We start from the raw sequence: 19,642 nt of genomic DNA on the forward strand, positions 1-19,642 counted from the left end.
GCCGTCGATCCCGGGAGCGGGCCCGACCGGACGGTATCGTCGTCCCCATGACTGACACCCCCGACTACCGGGTCGCCCCGGGAGCCGACATCTCGCCCGAGGCGACCATCGGCGCCGGCAGCTCGATCTGGCATTTGGCCCAGGTGCGGGAGCGGGCGCAGCTCGGCGCCGACTGCGTCGTCGGCCGCGGTGCCTACATCGGCACCGGCGTGACCCTCGGCGACGGCTGCAAGGTCCAGAACTACGCGCTCGTCTACGAGCCCGCCGTCCTCGCGGATGGCGTCTTCGTCGGCCCGGCGGCGGTGTTCACCAACGACCACTTCCCGCGCGCGGTCAACCCGGACCTGAGCCCCAAGTCCGCCTCCGACTGGGAGCCGGTGGGCGTGACCTGCGAGCAGGGCGCCTCGATCGGGGCGCGCGCCGTGTGCGTCGCGCCGGTCACGATCGGCGCCTGGGCGATGGTCGCCGCGGGCGCCACCGTGGTCAAGGACGTCCCGCCGCACGCCCTCGTCGCCGGGGTCCCGGCCCGCCGCCTCGGCTGGGTGGGCCGCGCGGGGGAGAAGCTCCTGCCCGCCTCCGACGGCACCGACGCCTGGGTGTGCCCGGTGACGGGGGAGTGGTACATCCCCGACGAGACCAGCGGCGGGCTGCAGCTCGCCTCCGCCCCGGTCGAGGGCGCCCCGCGCCCCGCTCCCCTCGAGCCCGACGACTCCGCAGATTCCCACGCCGACGAACAGGACGGTCCCACCGCATGAACACCGAACCCGCCATGATCCCCGCGGCGAAGCCGATCATCGGGCAGGACGAGAGGGACGCGGTCGACCGCGTGCTGGCCTCCGGGATGGTCGCGCAGGGCCCCGAGGTGAAGGCCTTCGAGCAGGAGTTCGGGGCGCAGCTTGCCGGCGGCCGGGAGTGCGTGGCCGTCAACTCGGGCACCTCCGGGCAGCACCTGGGCATGCTCGCCCTCGGTCTCGGGGCGGGCGACGAGGTGATCGTGCCCTCCTTCACCTTCGCGGCGACCGGCAACTCCGTCGCCGCCTGCGGTGCGACGCCGGTGTTCGTGGACGTGGATCCCGAGACCTTCACCCTGGACCCCGCCGCGGTCGAGGCCGCGATCACGGAGCGGACCGTCGGCATCCAGCCGGTGCACCTGTACGGGCATCCCGCACCGATGGACCGCCTCGTCGAGATCGCCGAGCGCCACGGCCTGTGGATCTTCGAGGACGCCGCCCAGGCGCACGGCGCCACCTGGCAGGGCGCGCAGGTCGGCACCTTCGGGCGCGGCGGCATGTTCTCCCTCTACCCGACCAAGAACATGACCTCGGGCGAGGGCGGCATGGTCTCCACGGACTCCCCGGAGTACGCCAGGCAGATCCGACTGCTGCGGAACCAGGGCATGGAGGCGCAGTACGCGAACGAGGTCGTCGGCTTCAACAATCGCATGACCGACATCCACGCGGCGATCGGCCGCGTCCAGCTCACCAAGCTCGGCGCGTGGACCGTGCGCCGTCAGGAGCTCGCCGCCTTCTTCGACGCGCACCTGACCGGGGTGGTCACCCCCGTGGTCCGGCCCGAAGCGACGCACGTCTACCACCAGTACACGATCCGTATCGAGGGCGCGACCGCCGCGGAGCGCGATGCCTTCGCGACCGCGCTGCGGGAGGAGCACAAGGTGGGCTGCGGCGTGTACTACCCGACGCCGGTGCATCGCCTGGCCACCTTCGCCGTGGACCTGGAGCTCCCTGTCACCGAGATGCTGGCCCGCGAGGTGCTGTCCCTCCCGGTGCACCCGAGCGTGTCCGATGCGGACCGCGACCGGATCGTCGCCGCCGTCAACACCGTCGCCGCCGCAGGAGTGTGAGCATGAGCGAGAAGAGGACCCTGCGGGCCGGACTGATCGGCCTGGGCATGATGGGACGCCACCACGCCCGCAACCTCCGCGCCCTCGAGGGCGTCGAGCTGGTCGCGGTCGCCGACGCCTACGGCGACCCGCACGGCGCCGCCCCCGGCCTCGAGGTGCTGCCCGACGTGGACGCGCTGATCGCCGCGGGCATCGACTACGCGGTCGTGGCCGTGCCCACCCAGTTCCACAAGGACGTCGCCCTCTCCCTCGCGGCGGCCGGGGTGCACACCCTGGTGGAGAAGCCCCTGGCCTTCGACATCGGGGAGGCGGAGGAGATCACCGCCGCCTTCGAGTCGGCGGGCCTGGTCGGAGCGGTCGGCTACATCGAGCGCTTCAACCCCGCGCTGCAGGAGATGCGGCGCCGGATCGCCGACGGGCAGCTCGGTGAGATCTACCAGATCGTCACCCGCCGTCAGGGCGGCTTCCCCGCCCGGATCGCCGACGTCGGCGTGGTCAAGGACCTCGCGACCCACGACCTGGATCTCACCGCCTGGGTCGCCCAGTCGCCCTACGCCCAGGTCGCCGCGACCTCCACGCGCCGCTCGGGTCGCAAGGACGAGGACATGGTCTCGGTCGCGGGACGGCTCCGCGACGGCACCATCACCAACCACCTCGTCAACTGGCTGACCCCCTTCAAGGAGCGGGTCACCGTGGTCACGGGGGAGAAGGGTGCCCTGGTCGCGGACACCGTCAACGCCGACCTCACCTTCCACGCCAACGGGGAGAACGCCACGAACCTGTGGGAGTCGATGGCCTCGTTCCGCGGGGTCAGCGAGGGAGACTCGATCACCTACGCCCTGCAGCGCAAGGAGCCGCTCGCGACCGAGCACGAGGCCTTCCGCGACGCGATCCTCGGCGACAGCGCGAACATCGTCACCATGCGCGAGGGCCTGCACACGGTGCGCGCCGTCGAGGCGGTCCTCGAGAGCGCCCGCGAGGGCAGCGTCGTGGAGCTCGACGCCCTGTGATCCGGGACCTCCTGCTCGGGGCGCTCGCCGCGATCCCGGGCGCGGTGGGCCGTCGGGCGCGCTTCGTGCGCACCCGCGCGGCCCTCGAGGCGGGGGCTCCGGCACGGCAGGTCGAGGGACTCGTACGGGAGCTGGTCGCCGAGGCCGAGCGGGAGCTCGGGGCGGGCCGGGATGAGACCGCGGCGGAGGCCCTCACCAAGGCTCTGGTGCTCCTGCTGCACCCCAGCCGCGCGCTCGGCGCCGCGATCCCGCCGCTGCTCGAGGACTCTGCCGCCGTGCTCTCGGTGCTCGACGGTGGGAAGGTCGGCGAAGTGCTCCGCCGCCCGGGTGGCGTCCCCGCCGCCGGGGTCGACGGCCTCCCCGGTGACGGGCCCGAGGGATCCTCGTCGTCCCCGGAGCCCTCCGCGTCCGCCGCCGGCCCCACCGAGGCCTCCGCCGACCGGCCCGCGACCGTGCTCGTGCTGAGCGGGGGAGGACTGAGCTTCCTGCGCCCCGTGATGGACTCCTGGCGCGCCGCCGGGCATGAGGTCCGCACCCTCACCGCGGACGAGCTGCCCGCGGCCGAGCGGCCCACCCTGCGCACCGTCGTCGGCGCCGCGATCACCACCTGGCGCACCGGACGCCCCGCGCCCGTCCCCGCCGTCCTCGCGTCCGCGCTCGAGGGTGTCGACCACGTGCACGTCGAGTGGGGGGACCAGGTCGCCGCCTGGTTCTCGCACCTGGACCGCGGCGCGAGGACCCTCTCGGTCCGGATCCACAAGTACGAGATCCTTACGGCCTACCCGCAGCTGCTGGACGCGGCGCGGGTGGACTCCCTGTGCTTCGTCGCCACCCATGTGCGCGAGGCCGCGGTGGCCATCGCCCCGCGTCTCGCCGCGGCGCCGCGCACCGCGGTCACCGCGAACGCCCTCGACCTCGAGCGCTTCGCGGATCCGGCTCCGGCCCTCGACCTGCCGGGGGACCTGCCCTCCCGCGACCGCCTCCTCGCCCTGGTGGGGTGGGCCGGACCGGCCAAGGACGCTGACTTCGCCCTGGACGTGCTCGAGCAGCTGCGCGCGCAGGACGCAGGGACGCCCTGGACCCTCCTGCTCGTGGGGGAGGAGCCGGCCGTCACCGGGGCCGACGCCCCGCGCGCCCGCGCCCTGCTCGCCCGCATCGCCGCGGCCGGAGACGCCGTGCGGGTGCTGGGCCGCCGGGAGGACGTGCCCGCCGTGCTCGCCCGCAGCGGCTGGATCCTCTCCGCCTCCGTCATCGAGGGCACCCACGAGGCCGTCGCCGAGGGCGCCGCCTCCGCCTGCGTCCCCGTGGTGCGCGACTGGCCCCAGGTGCGCGCCCACGGCGGCGCCCGCACCGTCTACCCCGAGAGCTGGATCGTCCCCGATGATCCGGCCGCCGCCGCACGGCGGATCCTCGACCACCGCGGCCGCCGGGCCGCCGAGGGCGAGGCCGCTCGTGCCCAGATCCGACATGACCGGGATCCCGACGCCCTGGCCTCCGCCCAGGAGCGCTGGATCGGTCCCGCCCGTCCGCACCCCGGCGGCACCGCCCGCCCCGAAGGAGGACCGGCGTGAACAGACTCCGCCGCACCGTCGCCGAGCTGCTGCCGCTGCTGCCCACCGGGGCACAGCGCTTCCTCGGCCTCTACGCAGTCGCCCTCGCGGCGCTCGCCCTGCTCGACGTCGGGGCGCTGGGCCTCCTCGCGCTCGTGCTGTCGCCCCTGATCGGCGGGGCCACCACGGTGACACTCCCGCTCATCGGGGACGTCTCCGGCACCGGGACGGTCGCGGTGCTCGCGGTCGCGACCGGTCTGATGATCTCCAAGAGCGTGATCGCGCTCGTGTGGACCTGGATCGCGACCCGCCGCATGTCCACCTACGAGCTCGCCATCGGCGACCGGCTGTTCTCCTCCTTCATCCGCGCCTCGTGGACCGACCGCCTCAGCCGCTCGACCGCCGAGCTGGTCCGCCTCGCCGACGTCGGCATCGCCAACACCATGTCCGGCGTGCTGCTCCCCGCCGCCTCCCTGCCGGGCGAGATCTGCACGACCCTCGCCGTGCTCGTGGTCCTCTTCATCACGCAGCCCTCGACCGCCGCCGTCACGGTGATCTACCTCGGCGTCGTCGGGCTGTTCCTGTACTTCGTGATCACCCGCCGCTCCCTGCAGGCCGGGCGCGTCTCCCGCGACTACTCCTTCCGGGTCGCCCGGCTGATGACCGAGATGGTCGGCACCCTCAAGGAGATCGTGCTGCGGGACAAGCTCGATGCCGTCGGCCAGGTGGTCCACGACAACCGCCGCTTCTCCACCCGGGCCCGCGCGAACCTGCAGTTCCTCGCGGCCGCCCCGAAGTTCGTCGTCGAGGCGGCCCTCGTGCTGGGCTTCGTCGTGGTCGGGCTGACCGCGTACCTCGAGGGCGGCATGTCCGGGGCGCTCAGCTCCGTGGCCCTCTTCGGCATCGCCGGGCTGCGGATCGTGCCCGCGATCGTCCGCTTCCAGACCCTGATGTCGACCACCGCCGCGGCCATCCCGCATGCCGAGGCGGTCATCCGCGACATCCACACCACCGAGGAGTTCATCGCCAACCAGGAGGTCCTCGGCGAGGCGCCGATGGCCGAGCGGCCCCGCGAGCTGACCCTCGAGAAGGTCTCCTTCACCTACCCCGGGAGCGACAAGCCCGCGCTGCGGGATGTCGACCTCACCGTGCCGCTCGGCACCTCGCTCGGGCTCGTGGGCCGCTCGGGCGCCGGCAAGTCGACCCTTGTCGACCTGCTGCTGGGCCTGCTGACCACGGAGGACGGCCGGATCCGCCTCGACGGCCAGGACCTGCAGGAGGTGCTGAAGGCCTGGCGCTCGCGCGTCGGCTACGTCCCCCAGGACGTCGCCCTCTTCGACGCCACGATCGCGCAGAATGTCGCCCTCACCTGGGGTGACGATGCCGACGAGGAGAAGGTGTTGCGCTGCCTCGAGCAGGCCCAGCTGCTCGAGACGGTGACCCAGCGTCCCGGCGGCATCCACGCCCGGATCGGCGAGCGGGGCCAGGCCCTCTCGGGCGGTCAGCGGCAGCGGCTCGGGATCGCCCGCGCCCTGTACAGCGACCCGCTGGTGCTGGTGATGGACGAGGCGACGAGCGCCCTCGACACCGCTACCGAGGACGCCATCACCCGCGCCATCGCCGAGCTGCACGGCGAGGTGACGGTGGTCGCCGTCGCACACCGCCTCTCCACGATCCGCGGCTTCGACCAGATCTGCTTCATGGAGGACGCCCGCGTCCAGGCGGTCGGCACCTTCGACGAGCTCGTCGCCGACGTCCCCGCCTTCTCCCTCCAGGCCCAGCTGGCCGGCCTCGTCGGCCCCGACGGAAAGCCCCTGCGATGACCACCGCCCGCCCGTCCCTGCTGATCATCTCCTTCTCGCCGATCGCGCGGGATGCCCGGATCCTCAAGCAGATCGCCCTCTTCCAGGACCGCTTCGACATCACCACCTGCGGGTACGGTCCGGCCCCCGACGGGGTCGCGCAGCACGTGGAGGTGCCGGAGGGCACCGTCAACCGTGTCAACGGCAAGCTCGCCGCGCTGCGGCGGTTCCGCCGCGTGTACTGGTCGCAGCAGGGCCCCGCCTGGGCCCGCACCCGCCTGGGCGGGAGCTTCGACGCGGTGATCGCGAACGACGCCGACACGGTGCTGCTGGCCCTCGAGATCGTGCCCGCCGAGCGGGTCCACGTGGACCTGCACGAGTTCTTCCCCGCCCTCCACGCGCAGAACCCGACCTGGCGGCGCTTCGTCTCGCCCTACTTTCGCTGGGTCGTGCGGCGCCATGTGCGCCGCGCCGCCTCGGTCACCACCGTCTCCGCCGCGATCGCCCGCGAGTACGAGGGGCTCGTGGGGCATCCCGTCGGCGTGGTCACCAACGCCGCCCCGCATCGCGCGGACCTGCGCCCCACCCCCGTGCACCGGCCGCTGCGCCTGGTCCACTCCGGGGCGGCGCTGCGCAACCGCGATCTGGGGATCATCGTCGAGGGCGCGGCGCTCGCCGCCGCCGACGTCCACCTGGACCTCTACCTCGCCCCCAACGACCCCGCCTACATCGAGGAGCTGCGCGAGGCCGGCCGGCGCAGCGGTCGCGTGACCGTGCACGACCCGGTCCCGTACCGCGAGCTCGCCGGCACCCTCAACCGCTCCGACGTCGGCGTGCACGTGCTGCCCCCGGTCAACCTCAACCACGAGCTGGCGCTGCCCAACAAGATCTTCGACTACACCCAGGCGCGGCTCGGCCTGCTGGTGGGGCCGAGCGTCGAGATGGCCGACCACGTGCGCGAGCACGACCTCGGCGTGGTCGCGGCTGGCTTCACCGCCCGGGACGTCGCCGCCGCGATCGACGAGCTCGCCGCGCAGGACGTCTCCCGCTTCAAGGCGAACTCTGACGCGATCGCCGAGCAGGTCGGGGCGGAGGCCGTGGTCGCCGCCTGGGACCGGGCGATCACCGCGATCGTCTCCCGCTGAGGCGCCCCGGGGCTCCGCGGAGGGGTCCGCGGGCTCGGCAGGGGGAGGACGGCGCGAACGCCTCAGCAGGAGACGTCGAGGCGGTACAGGGCGTAGTCGCCCTCGCGCGCCACGAGCACCATCTCGTCGGTGTCGAGGGCGTCGAGCCCCGCGAACTCCTCGTTCTGCTGCGCATCGGCACCGGCGCGACCGGAGTCGGCGCTGGTGTCGCGGTAGAAGTAGTCCGCGCCGGTGGACTCGAGCGCCGCGCACACCCGCGGCACCTCGTCCATCTGGTCGGCGTAGCGCGCGACCCGCTTGCGGGGGACGTCCGAGGGCGGCTGCAGGTACGGGAAGACGACCTCCCGATCGCCGACTGCGTAGTAGAGCGTGGTGCCGTCCCGCGGATCGCCGAGGACCACCGCGTCGGCGGGGAGGAGCTCCGCCGACCGTCGGATGAACTCCTCCTCCTGCTCCGAGACGTAGATCTTGTAGGCCGTGCCCTCCGGGTGGTACGTCGCGGTGGCGAGCGTCCCGACGCGCCCGGCCGGGAGGGTGCCCGCGAGGACCAGCACGATGACGAGGGCGATCAGCAGCGGAGCGCCCAGCAGGCCCGCCATCGTGCCGGAGGGCTCCCGCTCCCGCCGTCGTCGCGCGGCGGCGAGGAGGGCCTGGATGCCCACCCCCGCGAGCGCGACCACGCCGATCGCCATGACCGGCCCGAGGCGCTCCCGGTCCCCGTACCAGGGCCACGTCAGGAGCGGCCCGAGCGGGCCGGGGACGAGCGCGGCGACCATGACCAGCACCACCGCGGCGAGACCCGCGCCCAGGCCGATCACGGTCACGGAGCGGCGCCGTATCCCCGCGACCAGCCCGCAGGCGGCGAGGAGCCACGGCAGCAGCGCCCACTGCGGGGCAAAGACCAGCTCGCCGAAGGCCGGCCGGTCGGTCAGCACGACCCCGAGGGCGGTGAGCACGTCCCCGGATTCGAGCCGTCCGAAGAAGGAGGACATGGTCCCGTAGCGGGAGGCGGTGACCAGCGCGAGCAGACCCAGGGCGAGGGCGTAGACGATCAGCAGCGCGATCCCGCGGCGCCGCTCCGCGGGGACGCGGACGGCGCGCACGGCATCGGCCAGGAGCACGGGCGCGATGAGCAGCAGGGCGAAGGCGGTCGAGGGATGCGTCGCGGCGGTGCCGCCCACCGTCGCCAGGAGCACGACGATCGAACGGGTGAGATGCGGATCGGCACGGCGGCCGTGGCGCAGGTGCAGCAGGGCGGCGAGCAGGGCCGGGAGCAGGGCGACGCCGAGGGCGTAGGGCCACAGGCCCGCGCGCAGCAGGATCGAGGGGAAGGTCGCCAGCGCCGGCAGCAGCAGCAGGGCCGCGAGAGAGGCCCGCCGGTCTTGCCCCGGGGGCAGCACCTGGTCCATCAGGGCGAGCATGGTCAGCGGCAGCACCATCAGCGTCGCGACGACGAGGCTGTTCGCGGCGGTCACCACGTCCCCGGGCAGCAGCGCGGCGACCGAGTGCCAGCCCACCGGGTAGGGGACCACCTCGCGGTCGTACAGCGGGCCGAGGGCCGTGAAGGGGAAGGCGTCGCCGCCCTTGCGCACCTGCTGCAGCGCGGACAGGTGGAAGAAGGCGTCGAAGGGCTGGGGCAGCTCGTCGAGATCGCCGATGGCGCGGACGGCGGGGACCACGGAGGCGAGCCCAACGCCCAGGGACAGCAGCGGCGGGGCGGCCAGCGCCAGGAGCCGCACCCCGCGACGGTGGCCGACGCTCGCCGGATCCGCCTCGGGGTGCGGGTCGAGGGGCTGCAGCACGGGGGAGGTCGACTGCGTCCACACGGTGCGGCCCAGCAGCGCGGCGAGGACCAGCATGAGGGCGAGGGAGACCGCGACGACCGCACGGTCATAGGGCAGTCCCAGCAGCTTCGCGAGCGCGGAGGTGACGGTGAGGGCGGCGACGGTGACCGGCGGCGCGAGGCCGTAGCGACGACGGATCGGCACCCGGGCGAGCACGAGGATCCCCCATCCGGGCAGGACCAGCAGTGCTAGGGTGCAGCCGATCGCCACCCCCCAGGGGAGAGCGGCGTCGATCAGCTCGCCCACGGCTTCCTCCCTCGACGGCTGCCCCCGTCCCGGCACCGGAGGCCAGCTCGCAAGCTACCACGGGCGGGTCGGGCTCCCGCTCCGCGCCCGCCCGGTCCCGCCTCGGTCTGTGGCACAGGAAACGGAAGGATCCCCATGCCCCTCGCCCCCGGAGCCCGCGACGTGACCGTCGCGATCCCCGTCCACACCCCGTCGCGTCCGATCGAGCGGGCCGTCGGCTCCGTCGTCGCCGACGGGGCCCGGGCGGTCGTGGTCTGTCACAACACCGACCCGGGACCGATTGGCGACCGGCTCACGGGCCTCGAGGGCGACATCGAGCTGCTCGCCCTCGCGGACGGCATCCCCTCCCCGGCGGGTCCGCTGAACCATGGTCTCGACGCCGTGCGCACCCCCTACTCCACGGTGCTGGGCTCGGACGACTTCTTCGAGGCGGGCGCGCTCAGCGCCTGGGCGGAGCTGGCCCGCGGCGGGGCGGACCTCGTGCTGATGCGCACCCGCACCGTGGACCACGAGCACCCGGAGCGTTCGAGCCCCGGCACCATCCCGCACGTCCGGGTGGGGAGGCGTCGTCGGCTCGGGGCGGTCGCCGATCGCCTCGGCTATCGCACCGGTCCCATGATCCTGGCCCGCACCGACCTGCTGCGCCGCGAGGGGATCCGGATGCGCGAGGGGCTGCGCCACGGAGAGGACCTCGAGTTCACCTCCCGCGCCTTCCTCACCGCGGGACGGATCGATCTAGCGCGGGCGGGCCTGCCCCACCACGTGGTCGTCGCCGGGGCCGCCGATCGCATCCAGGCGGTGCGCTTCGGGGTCGAGGAGATGCTGCGGCCCGCGGCCCTGCTCCGCGGCCAGGAGTGGTTCCGGGCCGCCCCTGCCCCGTTCCGCCGCGCCTACGCCGTGCGCACCGTGCGGCGCGACGTGATCGGCACGCTGCTGCGCCATGCGCCGACCCTGGGCGACGAGGACGTCGCGGCGCTGCGGGCCGAGCTCGCCGCCTGGCGGGAGCTCGCCGTGATCGACACGGCGCTCTCGCGGGGCGAGGCACGGCTCCTGGGGGAGATGGCGCGCGCGTCAGACGTCGCGGGCATGCGCCGCGTCGCGGACGCATGGTCCGGCCTGGGGGCGGTCGACCGGCTGCTCCCCGCCTCCGCGCAGGGACTGCTCGATCGCGAGCAGCGGGCGCGCCATGCCGCCAGCGGAGTCCTCAACCGTCTGTGGGATCGAGCGCGTCCCTGATCTCGGGGGTGCCCCAGGTCATCGGGTCCCGCCAGTCGAACACCGGATTCCACCTCCCCTCGAGGAAGGCCCGGGAGAACACCCCGATCGGGGTCGTCCCGAGAGCGACGGCGGCCCCGTAGCGGGCCGGGGACGGGGCGAAGGCCTCGAAGGCCATCGGGTGGCGGAGGTTGGTGCGGGTCGAAGCGGCGTGCTCGGCCAGGCGCAGCAGGCCGACGCGGGACAGCGCCGCTTTCATCTGCTGCCGGCGCTCCTCGGGCACGGCGGTGGGCACCCAGAAGGACAGCTCCTCGGCACCGGGGCCGGCGGTGTCCCGGAACACCTGGTCAGTCATGGCGCGGTACCAGTCGCGGTCGCGGGTCAGGCGCCAGTCGAGGTCGGCGACGATACGGTGCAGCGGGAGGTCCAGCATCGGCATCGCCCAGCCCAGCCCCGCGCTCTCGTAGCCGCGCACCGAGTTGAGGATGTACGTGCTCTGCCGCCCGTCGATGTTCACCGACTGCAGGGCCCGGGCGCGGGAGAGCGGGGAGCCGTCGTACCCCACCCGGTCCAGCGCCCCCTCGACCTCCGCCCGCAGCACCGGATCCCGCAACAGCGCCCGCGGCGCGCCCGCCTGCGAGAAGTGGCGGCGGATGATCGCCGCGACCAGGTCTTCCCGGCTCAGCTCCGGGGCGTCGAGGAGGTCGGCGTCCTTGAGGGTGCGCACGGCGGTGTGCCCGGGGACCACCACGGCCCGCGAGCGGTCCTCCGGCAGCAGGCCCTGCGCCGCGAGGCCGCGCAGCGCGAACCAGTCCTGGATGTGGGGGAGTGCGGCACCCGTGTAGGCGTCCCCGAGGAAGCGGGCGGTCTCGGGCTCGCGCCAAGCCGACCGGACCTCCTCGGGCGGTGTGGGCACGAAGGCCCACGGCAGGCCGAGCAGCTCGGCGACCTTCCGGGAGACCTCGACCTCGGCGGTGGGTCGCACCCCGTAGGTGAAGCACTGCACGTCCCGCGCCCCGGCGGCGACGAAGGCCGCCGCGAGCAGGCGGGAATCGGCACCGCCGCTCAGCGGGAGCAGGTAGCGGGCACCGGGATCAGCGGCGACCAGGGTCGCGACCGCCTCGAGCAGGGCGTCCCGGAATAGGGCGCCGGCCTCGGCCCCCTCGGTCACCGCGCCGCGGGCGGGCAACGCGAGGCGCCCGCGGCGGAGCGTCGACGAGCTCCCGTCGAGCCCGAGTTCCACGACGGCGTCCGGCGGGGTGCGGTGCACGTCCCGGTAGAGGGTGCGCTCGCCGAGCACGAGGCCGCCCCCGGCGAACTGGGCCACGGCTGCCTCATCGGGCCGCGGTGCGGATCCGGCCGCGCTCGCGAGGACCCGCACGTCGTCGGAGACCTCCCAGCGGGAGCCGGCGCGGCGCCAGAAGAGCGGGAAGGAGCGGTTCGCATCGGTGAGCAGGCGCGCCGAGCCGTCCGCGCGGATCTGGAGCACGGCGGCCTCGCCGCGGGCGGCGAGGTTGTCGAGCGACTCCTCGGCGTCCCCGGCCACACGGAGGGTGCGGGCGATCTCCGCCGGCGTCCACCGGGGCGCGATCGCGAGGAGCTCCGTCCCGGGAGCGGCCTCGACGCGCACCCAGTCACCGCGGGTGAGACGGGCGAGGGGAGCGGCGGCGCGCGGCGGAGTGGTCATCGGGCTCCTGGGGACGGGCGGGGCACGGGGTGACGTACGATCCCCACGATACGACGCGGGTCGCGTGCCGTGGTTCGGCCCTGGTCCGGCTCTGGTTCGGGCCCGGTTCGGCCCTGGTCCGATCCCGGTCCGCGCATCGCCTCGCAGAACGGAAGGACCCCGCATGCACGTCCTGCTGGTCCCCTCGTGGTACCCGCGCGGCGCGTCGGACCCCGGCGGCTCCTTCTTCCGCGAGCAGGCCGAGATCCTCGCCGCGGCGGGGCACACCGTGAGCGTCCTCGCCGCCGAGCTCACCTACCCCGACCCCCGCCGCCCCGCCGCGGCCCGGGCCGCGCTCGCCGGGACGCTCGCCCTGCAGGAGAGCCGCGAGGGCGCGCTGCGGGTGCTGCGGCTGCGCGCCCCCGTCCCGCTCCCCGGAATCGCCGACCAGGTCACTGCGCTGCTCGCCCGGTGGGCCGCACGGGTCGCCCGGCGGCTCCTCTCCGGGGTCGACGTGGTCCACGCCCATTCCGTGCATCCGGCCGCGACGGTCGCCCGCGCCGTCGCCGGCGCCCTCGACGTCCCCTGGGTGCTGACCGAGCACCGCCCCTCGGCGGTGACCGCTCTGTTCCCGCCCCGCCGCGAGCGGGCACGGGGCGAACTGCTGCGCGCGGCCGACGCCCTGAGCGCCGTCAGCCGAGGGCTCGCCGGGGCGATGGAGGAGCGACACGGCCTCGCCTCGGGGAGCGTGGAGGTCCTGCCGAACCCGCTGTCGGCGGTGCTCGTCGCCCAGCCCGCGCCGGAGCCCGCGGATCGCCAGGTCCCCGTCACGCGCTTCCTGCACCTGTCCCATCTCGCCCCGATCAAGCGGGTGGACCGGATCGTCGCCGCCTTCCGCGCGCTGCGCTCCGACGCCCCGCGGGAGCTGGTCATCGCCGGCGGGTCGCCGGAGCGGGTGCGCCGGCTCTCCGTCGAGCTGGACCTCCCCGTGCTCGACGGTCTCCCGCCGCGCGGACGGCTGGCAGAGCTCGCCCCCGGCGGCGCCGCGCTCGTCGGCTCCGTGGCCCGGGAGGACGTGCCGCGGGCGATGGCCACGGCCGACCGCTTCGTGCTGGCGAGCGAGCAGGAGTCCTTCGGCCTGGTCCTTGCCGAATCCCTGCTGGTGGGCGTCCCGGTGATCGCCGTCGATGCCTGGGGACCGCGGGACGTGGTGGGGGAGGATCCGCGCCGCGGCGTGCTCGTGCCGCCGGAGGACGCCGAGGCCCTGCGCCGCGCCCTCGAGGAGGCGCTCGAGGACCGCGCGACGGGGGAGGAGCTTCCCCGCCCCGGACTGCGCGAGGACACGCTGGCGCGATATGGTCCCCCGGCGTACGTCGCGCGCGCCGAGACCCTGTGGCGCCGCTCCCTCGCCCCCGACCCCCGCCGCGGAAGGACCGCCCCATGACCACGATGGTCTTCCACGCCCCCTACCCGGTGGTGGAGAACGGCACCGGTTCCGCCGCGCGCCCCCCGCGCCTGCTGCGCGCCTTCCGCGAGCTCGGGATCGAGGTCCTCGACGTGACCGGGCACGGGGCCGAACGGGCCCGAAAGCTGCGCGCCCTGCGGCGTCGGCTGCGGGCCGGGCAGCGGATCGACTTCGCGTACGGCGAGTCCTCGACCATGCCGACCGTCCTCACCGAGCCGCATCATCTGCCCACCCACCCCCTCGTCGACCTCGAGCTGCTGCGCCTGCTGCGCGCCCACGGGGTGCCGACGGGGCTGTTCTACCGGGACGTCTACTGGCGGTTCCCGGCCTACGACCTCAGCGTCCCCCGCCTCGTGGGGCTCGGCACCAAGACGCTCTACCACGCGGAGCTCCAGGTCATGGGGCGCTGGCTCGACCGTCTCTACCTGCCGTCGGCGCAGATGGCCGCTTACGTCCCGCACGTGGACGCCGCGATCACGCGGGCCCTGCCCCCCGGCGGGGTCCTCACGGATCTCGCCGCCGCGCACGGGCGGCGCCCCGACGAGCCGCTGCGGATCTTCTACGTCGGCAACGTCTCGGACTACTACCGGATGCACGCGCTGTTCGCCGGGGCGGCGCGGGTCGACGGCGTGGAGCTGACGGTCTGCGTGCCGCCCGAGGCCTGGGAGGCGGTGCGCTCCGAGTACGAGCCGCTGATCGCCGACGGTCCGGGCCGCGTGCGCGTCGTCCACGGCCGCGGCGCCGAGCTCGAGCCGTACTTCGCCGCCGCGGACCTCTGCGCCCTCGTCGTCGAGCCGGCCGAGTACCGCGACTTCGCGGCGCCGATCAAGCTGTTCGAGTACATCGGGCACGGCCTGCCCGTGCTCGCCTCGGCGGGCACCCATGCCGCGGACCTCGTGACGAGCGAGGGGATGGGCTGGTCCGTCGACTACGACGCCGACGCCGTCGCCGCGCGGCTGGTCGCGCTCCGCGACGACCCTGCCGAGGTGGAGCGGGTGCGGGACGCGGTGCGCCGAGGGCGCGAGCACCACTCCTGGGAGGCCCGGGCCCGTCAGGTCGCGGAGGACCTCAGTGCGCTGCGCTGACCGCCCGGCGGTACACCGCGTCGTAGCCGCGGCCCACCGTCGGCGTCGAGAAGGAGTCCCCGATGGTCGCCGCGATCTCGTCGGCGGGCAGGTCCCGCGTGCGGGCGTCGACCGCGAGGACCGCGTCGGCATAGGCGTCCGCGTCCTGGACGTCCACGAGGGCACCCACCTCGTCCCGCACGTACTCGCCCTGTCCTCCCGTAGCGCCGAGGACCACCGGCCGACCCGCGACGATCGCCTCGGCCGCGGAGACGAAGAAGTTGTCCGCCCGGGTGGGGCCGAAGAAGAGATCGGCCGCCGAGAGGTGGGCGACCACGCCCGCCGCGTCGACGGTGCCGACGAGATCGACCCGCTCCGACACGCCCAGCCGGCGCGCCTCCTCGGCGGTCGCCTCCCGCAGGGGCCCGTCGCCGAGCCAGGTGAGGTGGGCGTCGACGCCGCGACCGACGAGCTCGGCGATCGTCGCGACCGCCACCAGCGGGTCCTTCCGCGGGATCAGCCCGCCGGTCGAGACCAGGCGCAGGCCGCCGTCCGAACGGTCGCGCCGCGGCACGACAGCGTGGGGATCGACGATGCAGGGCACGATGTCGACCGGCCGCGTCCCGCGCACCGCACGGATCGGCTCCGCGAGGAACTCGCACACGGAGGTCACCCGGTCGGGCCCGCGCAGCACCCGCGCCAGGAGCGGCAGCGCCGGGCGCACCGGCGCCGGCAACGAGGCCGGGGTGGACAGCGCCGACCAGTGCTCCGTGTGGACCCAGGCGGCATCCTGCGGGACCGGGCTCAGCCCCGGCACCGAGAACGGCAGCAGGGAGGGGAAGGCCATGGTGTGGACCACGTCGGCACCCGCGAGCGCCGGGCCGAGGGCGCGGGCGGCGGACAGCACCTCGGCGGGACGGCGCGGCGACATCGGCACACGCAGCACCTCGAGGCCCTCGACGACCTCCCGCACGGTGCCGTCGGCGTCCTGCGGCGGCACCAGGTGCACAAGGCGCACCTCGTGGTGCCGGGCGATCGCCAGCAGGTCGCGCAGCACGAACGAGCCGCGGCTCGGAGCGGCGGCGGTCGGGAACCAGGCGCTGACGGCGGTGATCCTCACGGGACTCCCTTCGGAGGGGACGGGGGCGGGCACGGCCCGGCCCCGAGGGTATCGCCTGCGCCGTCGGCGGCCCGAATGCCGATACAGTGGCCCCTGCCCTCGGGTCGCCCCCGGGGCACAGCAGCCGCCATCGCCCCGGGAGTCCTCATGAAGATCCTGTCCGTCGTGGGTGCCCGCCCGCAGTTCGTCAAGCTCGCCGCGATCGCGGACGCGGCCGCGCAGCGGGACGACGTCGAGCACGTCATCGTCCACACCGGACAGCACTACGACGCCGCGATGAGCGACGTCTTCTTCGCCGATCTGCGGATCCCAGCCCCCGACGTGAACCTCGCCGTCGGCTCCGGCTCCCACGGCCGCCAGACCGGCGCGATGCTCGCCGGCATGGACGAGGTCCTCGAGGAGCACCGCCCCGACTGGACCCTCGTCTACGGCGACACCAACTCGACGCTCGCCGGCACCCTCTCCGCCGTGAAGATGCACCTCAAGGTTGCCCACCTCGAAGCCGGCCTGCGCTCCTTCAACCGGCGCATGCCCGAGGAGCACAACCGCGTCCTCACCGACCACGCCGCGGACCTCCTCCTCGCGCCGACCGAGGTCGCCCGCGAGCACCTCGCCGCAGAGGGCCTCGCCGAGCGCACCCTCGTCACCGGCGACGTGATGACCGACGTGTGCCTGCGCGTCGCCGAGTCCGTCAAGGACGCCCCGGTCGTGCTGCCCGACGGCATCGACCCCGCCTCCGACTACGCGGTCGCCACCATCCACCGCGCCGACAACACCGATGACCCGGCCCGGCTCGCCGCGATCGTCTCCGCCCTGCAGGGGCTCGACATGCCGCTGGCCCTCTTCGCCCATCCCCGCCTCGTCGCGAAGGCCGAGGAGGCCGGGATCGAGCTGGCCGGCGGCGCCGTCCACGTCGGCTCGCCCATCGCCTACCCGGACCTGGTCAACGCCGTCCAGCACGCCGCCGCCGTCGTCACCGACTCCGGCGGCCTGCAGAAGGAGGCCTACCTCCTCGGCACCCCCACCTCGACCGTCCGCACCGAGACAGAATGGGTCGAGACCCTCGAGAACGACTGGAACCGCCTCGTCGTCGACCCCTCCGAGCTCACCGCCGCGGTCACCAGGTCCCGCCCCACCGCGGAGCGCCCGGCCCACTACGGCGACGGGAACGCGTCCCTGCGCAGCGTCGACGCGCTGCGCGAGCGGGCCTGATGCTGAGGATCCGCCGCACGGGCGCCGTGACCGGATCGCGCCGACCGCCTCGGGTGGCCGTCGCGACCCGGGTGTACGCACCCGAGCCGGTCGCGGCCGCCTTCCGGCAGCAGGCGCTCGTGACCGCGCTCGAGGAGGCCGGGGCCGAGGTCACAGTGCTCACCACCACCGTGCCCGGCGCCGCGCGGCGACGCGAGGTCGGCATCTCCCGCTTTCCCGTGAAGCGGGACTCCCAGGGGCAGGTGCGCGGGTACGTCTCCTATCTCAGCTTCGACGTGCCGCTCGCGCTCCGGCTCCTGCTGCGCCGCGACCTCGACGCCCTCGTGCTCGAGCCGCCGCCCACCACCGGGCTGGTCGGCATGGTCGCGGCCGCGCTCCGGCGCGTGCCGTACACCTTCTACGCGGCGGACATCTGGTCCGATGCGACGGACAGCGTCGAGGGCGTCCCCGCTCCGGTCCGCGCCGCGGTGCGGATCGCGGAGACCACCGTGTGGCGGCGCGCCGCGCGCGTGCTCACCATCTCCCCGGGCGTGCAGCACCGCGTCGAGGAGCTGATCGGCGCCCGGGACTCGCTGGTGATGGTCGGCAACGGCATCGACACCGACACCTTCTCGGTCGAGGGCCCCGACGCGGGCGAGCACGGACCGTACTTCGTGTACGCGGGCACCGTCTCCGAGTGGCAGGGAGCCGACATCTTCGTCGACGCCTTCGCCGCGGTCCGGGCCGAGCATCCGGGCGCTCGGCTGCTGTTCTTCTCCGAGGGCAGCGGACGGGACCAGCTCGAGCGCACCGTCGCCGAGAAGGGCCTCGAGGGCATCGAGTTCCGCGACAAGATCCCGCCGGCGCAGGTCGCCGCGTTCCTCCGCGGTGCGGTCGCCGGGCTCTCCTCGATCACGCCCGGCCAGGGGTACGAGTTCGCGCTGCCCACCAAGATCTACGCCGCGACCGCCACCGGAACCCCGGTGATCCACGCAGGCGAGGGCTCCGCCCATGACCGCATCCGGGACAACGGTCTCGGCTGGGCCTGCGACTACGACGCGGACCAGGTCGCGGAGGCGATGACGCGGGCGCTCGAAGGGACGGACGTGCCCTCGGCCGCACACCTGCGCGCCTGGACGCAGGAGAACGCCTCCCTCGCCGGCTGCGCCGCACAGGCTGCCCGCGCGGTGCTCTCCTCGCTAGACGACTGAGACCGGCCCCGATCACCCCGACGCCGCGGGCGACGCGGGTGGCCGGGACGGCAGGGCCTGCGCGATGGATCAGAGGATCCGGCGCAGTCCCGGGATACGCGCGCCGATCAGGGCGAACGCCGTCGAGAGGGCGATCGTCACCACGAAGCAGACGGCCATCGGCGCCGGGTCGAACGTGGCGAGCCACGGCACCACACGCAGCCCCGCGAGCACCGCGAAGTGCACCAGGAAGACCCCGAAGGTCGCCTCCCCGAGGCGGCGCAGGATCCTGCCCGTCCGCTCGGAGACCCGCCAGCCACGGCAGAGCGAGCTCACCGCGGCCATCAGCAGCACCGCGTACAGCACCGTCGGCAGCGACACGTAGCTGGGCGCGAGCATCGCGATCCAGGGATCCGGAGTCGCCACGTCGCGCTGATCCCGCAGCGCCTCGTACAGCCAGGTCAGCAGGGCCACGAACAGCGGGGCGCTCGCGAGCGCGGCCCAGGCGGCGTGGCGCGGGAGCGGGCTCACGAGCATCGCCCGGCCCAGCACGAAGTAGCCGACGTACATCAGGGCGAAGGTGGTCGCCCCGGCGGTCAGTGGGGCGGCGGGCAGCAGCTCGAGGGCCGCGAGCTGCCCCAGCGCCATCACCAGCACCGTCCACCCCGCGGCGGCCAGGCCCAGGATCCAGCCGCGTCGGCCCTCGTCGACCTGCAGGAAGGGCTGCAGCACCGGGGTGAGCAGGTAGAGCCCGGCGATCGCCCAGAGGAAGTAGAGGTGCGTGTAGGCGTCTCCGCCGACCAGCATGTCGAGCACGTCGGGGCCGGTGAACCGCTGTTCGCTGAGCACCATCCGCACCGCGAGCACGTAGAACAGGGACCACACGACCAGGGCGGGCAGGATGCGGGCGGCCCGGCGCCGCAGGAAGTCCGCGGGACCGCGCCGCAGGGCGCGGGGGTCGAGGCTCAGCGCCCCGGACATCATGAAGAACACCGGGACCGCGGCGATCAGCGCCATGTCCAGCGCGACCAGGGCGATCCCCGACTGGCCGGAGCTGACCCCGCCGCCGATCACGTGGATCGCGACCACTCCGAGGACGGCGACGACGCGTGCGACGTCGAGGAAGGGGAGGTACTCGCGGGTGGAGTCGCCGGATGCGGGGGAGGGGGCCGATGCGGTGCCCGGCACGGGGGAGGTGGAGGACATCTGGCGAGCATCGCAGATGGGCGCGGTCGATGCGCTCCGCCACGGCGCGGCGATTCTCACGTCCCGC

The 19,642-nt window shown here is 74.4% G+C and carries 15 protein-coding genes; 11 read left to right on the plus strand and 4 right to left on the minus strand.

The window, feature by feature from the left end; genetic code table 11:
• Window positions 1-47 precede the first annotated feature (47 nt).
• Genes V1260_RS02025 through V1260_RS02050 form a run of 6 tightly spaced genes read left to right on the plus strand, consistent with a single transcriptional unit; the run spans window position 48 to window position 7,368 of the window.
• Window positions 48-755 (plus strand): acyltransferase, encoded by a 708-nt coding sequence (locus V1260_RS02025; RefSeq protein ID WP_329745128.1) that lies wholly within the window; start codon window positions 48-50, stop codon window positions 753-755.
• Window positions 752-1,861 (plus strand): DegT/DnrJ/EryC1/StrS family aminotransferase, encoded by a 1,110-nt coding sequence (locus V1260_RS02030; RefSeq protein ID WP_329745129.1) that lies wholly within the window; start codon window positions 752-754, stop codon window positions 1,859-1,861. Before V1260_RS02025 ends, V1260_RS02030 begins: the two co-directional genes overlap by 4 nt.
• A 2-nt stretch (window positions 1,862-1,863) precedes the next feature.
• Entirely contained in the window at window positions 1,864-2,871 is a 1,008-nt protein-coding gene (locus V1260_RS02035; protein WP_329745130.1) for a Gfo/Idh/MocA family protein, read from the plus strand.
• Complete coding sequence (locus V1260_RS02040) at window positions 2,868-4,442, plus strand: glycosyltransferase (protein ID WP_329745131.1); 1,575 nt, start codon at window positions 2,868-2,870, stop codon at window positions 4,440-4,442. Before V1260_RS02035 ends, V1260_RS02040 begins: the two co-directional genes overlap by 4 nt.
• On the plus strand, window positions 4,439-6,244 hold the full coding sequence (locus tag V1260_RS02045; protein WP_329745132.1) for an ABC transporter ATP-binding protein: 1,806 nt from the start codon (window positions 4,439-4,441) through the stop codon (window positions 6,242-6,244). The genes V1260_RS02040 and V1260_RS02045 overlap by 4 nt, the downstream gene beginning before the upstream one ends.
• Window positions 6,241-7,368 (plus strand): glycosyltransferase family 1 protein, encoded by a 1,128-nt coding sequence (locus tag V1260_RS02050; RefSeq protein WP_329745133.1) that lies wholly within the window; start codon window positions 6,241-6,243, stop codon window positions 7,366-7,368. Before V1260_RS02045 ends, V1260_RS02050 begins: the two co-directional genes overlap by 4 nt.
• A 62-nt stretch (window positions 7,369-7,430) precedes the next feature.
• On the opposite strand, the gene V1260_RS02055 is transcribed toward V1260_RS02050, so the two are convergent.
• Window positions 7,431-9,458 carry a DUF6541 family protein gene (locus tag V1260_RS02055; protein WP_329745134.1) on the minus strand — a complete coding sequence of 676 codons (2,028 nt, stop codon included), beginning with the start codon at window positions 9,456-9,458 and terminating at the stop codon, window positions 7,431-7,433.
• A gap of 135 nt (window positions 9,459-9,593) precedes the next feature.
• Between V1260_RS02055 and V1260_RS02060 the strand changes: the two genes are divergently transcribed.
• A complete protein-coding gene (locus tag V1260_RS02060) occupies window positions 9,594-10,694 on the plus strand; it encodes a hypothetical protein (protein ID WP_329745135.1) in 1,101 nt (366 codons plus the stop codon).
• On the opposite strand, the gene V1260_RS02065 is transcribed toward V1260_RS02060, so the two are convergent.
• Entirely contained in the window at window positions 10,663-12,360 is a 1,698-nt protein-coding gene (locus V1260_RS02065; protein WP_329745136.1) for an asparagine synthase-related protein, read from the minus strand. The genes V1260_RS02060 and V1260_RS02065 overlap by 32 nt on opposite strands.
• Window positions 12,361-12,523: 163 nt before the next feature.
• On the opposite strand from V1260_RS02065, the gene V1260_RS02070 reads away from it, so the two are divergent.
• Both V1260_RS02070 and V1260_RS02075 read left to right on the plus strand, forming a co-directional pair.
• A complete protein-coding gene (locus V1260_RS02070; protein ID WP_329745137.1) occupies window positions 12,524-13,783 on the plus strand; it encodes a glycosyltransferase in 1,260 nt (419 codons plus the stop codon).
• A complete protein-coding gene (locus V1260_RS02075) occupies window positions 13,780-14,889 on the plus strand; it encodes a glycosyltransferase (protein WP_329745138.1) in 1,110 nt (369 codons plus the stop codon). The genes V1260_RS02070 and V1260_RS02075 overlap by 4 nt, the downstream gene beginning before the upstream one ends.
• On the opposite strand, the gene V1260_RS02080 is transcribed toward V1260_RS02075, so the two are convergent.
• A complete protein-coding gene (locus V1260_RS02080; RefSeq protein ID WP_329745139.1) occupies window positions 14,873-15,988 on the minus strand; it encodes a glycosyltransferase in 1,116 nt (371 codons plus the stop codon). The two genes, V1260_RS02075 and V1260_RS02080, sit on opposite strands and share 17 nt — an antisense overlap.
• A 147-nt stretch (window positions 15,989-16,135) precedes the next feature.
• Here V1260_RS02080 and wecB point away from each other — a divergent pair, with 147 nt between their 5' ends.
• Window positions 16,136-17,200 (plus strand): non-hydrolyzing UDP-N-acetylglucosamine 2-epimerase, encoded by a 1,065-nt coding sequence (gene wecB, locus V1260_RS02085; RefSeq protein WP_329745140.1) that lies wholly within the window; start codon window positions 16,136-16,138, stop codon window positions 17,198-17,200.
• Between the two features lie 53 nt (window positions 17,201-17,253).
• The gene (locus tag V1260_RS02090; RefSeq protein WP_329745141.1) at window positions 17,254-18,390 is read left to right on the plus strand and encodes a glycosyltransferase; all 1,137 of its coding nucleotides are present in this window, start codon (window positions 17,254-17,256) and stop codon (window positions 18,388-18,390) included.
• A 69-nt stretch (window positions 18,391-18,459) separates the two neighbouring features.
• On the opposite strand, the gene V1260_RS02095 is transcribed toward V1260_RS02090, so the two are convergent.
• The gene (locus V1260_RS02095; RefSeq protein WP_329745142.1) at window positions 18,460-19,575 is read right to left on the minus strand and encodes an acyltransferase; all 1,116 of its coding nucleotides are present in this window, start codon (window positions 19,573-19,575) and stop codon (window positions 18,460-18,462) included.
• Between the last annotated feature and the right edge of the window lie 67 nt (window positions 19,576-19,642).

This window comes from Brachybacterium sp. J144, assembly GCF_036321705.1.
GTDB lineage: Bacteria > Actinomycetota > Actinomycetes > Actinomycetales > Dermabacteraceae > Brachybacterium.